Source organism: Rhodococcus sp. (in: high G+C Gram-positive bacteria) (genome assembly GCF_049286785.1).
In the GTDB taxonomy this organism is placed as follows: Bacteria; Actinomycetota; Actinomycetes; order Mycobacteriales; family Mycobacteriaceae; genus Rhodococcus_F.
Genome location: NZ_JBAQEO010000632.1, coordinates 1 through 1714 on the forward strand (window position 1 = coordinate 1; position 1714 = coordinate 1714).

1 protein-coding gene is annotated in these 1714 nt (G+C 57.8%); it reads left to right on the forward strand.

What is annotated here, in order from left to right; genetic code table 11:
- Positions 1-207 precede the first annotated feature (207 nt).
- Complete coding sequence (bsh, locus tag WAW17_RS22915; protein WP_422335199.1) at positions 208-1179, forward strand: choloylglycine hydrolase; 972 nt, start codon at positions 208-210, stop codon at positions 1177-1179.
- Positions 1180-1714: the final 535 nt, after the last annotated feature.

The window sequence follows — 1714 nt, forward strand, 5'->3', positions numbered from 1 at the left end:
CTGTGAAAATGCCCCGGGCCAGCGAATTCGAGGTTCAGGGCGATCGTATCGGCGTCATGGACGATCATCGCGAGACCACCTCGAAGACCACGCATATTCGGATACCGTGGGTTCGGCACACTACGCAGCGGACACCGATAGGGAGCGAGCTCCGTGAGAATTTTCGCCCTCGTTCCGGGTGATCCGAGAAACGTCGGAGGTAATCACATGTGCACGGCCGCCAACTATACCGCCAAGGATCACTACTTCGGCCGCAATCTGGACCTCGAGTTCTCCTACAACGAAGCGGTTACCGTCACCCCTCGGAATTTCCCCTTCGAGTTTCGTAGGGTGCCCGCGCAGAGCACGCATCACGCCATGATCGGGATGGCGACCGCCGCCGATGGCTATCCCCTCTACTACGACGCCACCAACGAGAAGGGTCTGAGCATGGCGGGGCTGAATTTTCCCGGCAATGCCGACTACAAGCCCGAATCGGACGAGGGGACGAATATCGCGTCCTTCGAGTTCATTCCGTGGGTCCTCGGGCAGTTCGAGACAGTAGCTCAGGTCAGAGACACGCTCTCGGACGTGCGTATCGTCGACATCCCGTTCAGTGAGGCGTTTCCGCCTTCGCCGCTGCACTGGATCATCTCCGACAGGAGCGAGTCCATCACGGTCGAGTCGGTTGCAGAGGGCCTGAAGGTCCACGACAATCCGATCCAGATTCTCACCAACAACCCGACCTTCGATTTTCAGCTGTTCAATATCAACAACTATATGAGTTTGTCTGTCGATCCGCCGGAACCGCGTTTCTCGAAGGAGATACAGTTCGACACCTACAGTCGAGGTTTGGGCGCTATCGGGTTGCCGGGAGACTTGTCTTCGATGTCTCGCTTCGTCAAAGCTGCCTTCACTAAAGTGAATTCGGTGTCGGGCGAGTCCGAATCCGAATCGATAAGTCAGTTCTTCCACATCCTCGGTTCCGTGGAACAGCAGAGGGGATGTGTTCGGCTCGGGGACAAGTACGAGATCACGATCTACTCCTCGTGCTGCAATACGCACACAGGTGTCTACTACTACCGGACCTACGAGAACAGCCAGATCACCGGTGTGGATATGCACAAAGAGGATCTCGATGGAAGTGATGTGGCGGCGTACCCGCTGGTGACAGGGCAGCAGATCTTCATGCAGAACTGAGGGCATCGATCAGTCCGGCACACGCTATATCCCGCACCGGGCTCTCCATGTTGGTCTCACAGGCCGGAGTCCTTGCGCTCAGCCATATCCGCCCGATTTTTCCCGAGTACTACGGAAACCCCCCTCCTCGACGATGTCCGTGACCACGCCAGACGTATACATCCACACCGGCCACGGATACACCTGGGCGAAACCGGAATTGCAGTGGTCGAAGATTCCATGCATGTAGATCAGGTTGTACCCGTCTGCGTCGAAAACACCCGGGTTGCGGACGTCGCCGACGAAGAGGCGCCGATCGGTCCCTGGCTCACGACAACGGACGAACTCAACGCGAACGATTTGGCGATTGCGACCCGAATCGACGACAAAACGGTTCAGTCGGCCAGGACCAGCGGGCAGCAGGTCTGGGACCGAGCACCGCACCATCCTCGAAAGCGCATTTAGTGCTCTACGAGCCGGCGGACGATTTATGTACGTCACGCCTGACCGCAACCCGTACACCTGGGCATCGTTCGTGACCGTCGGGCCACTGTTC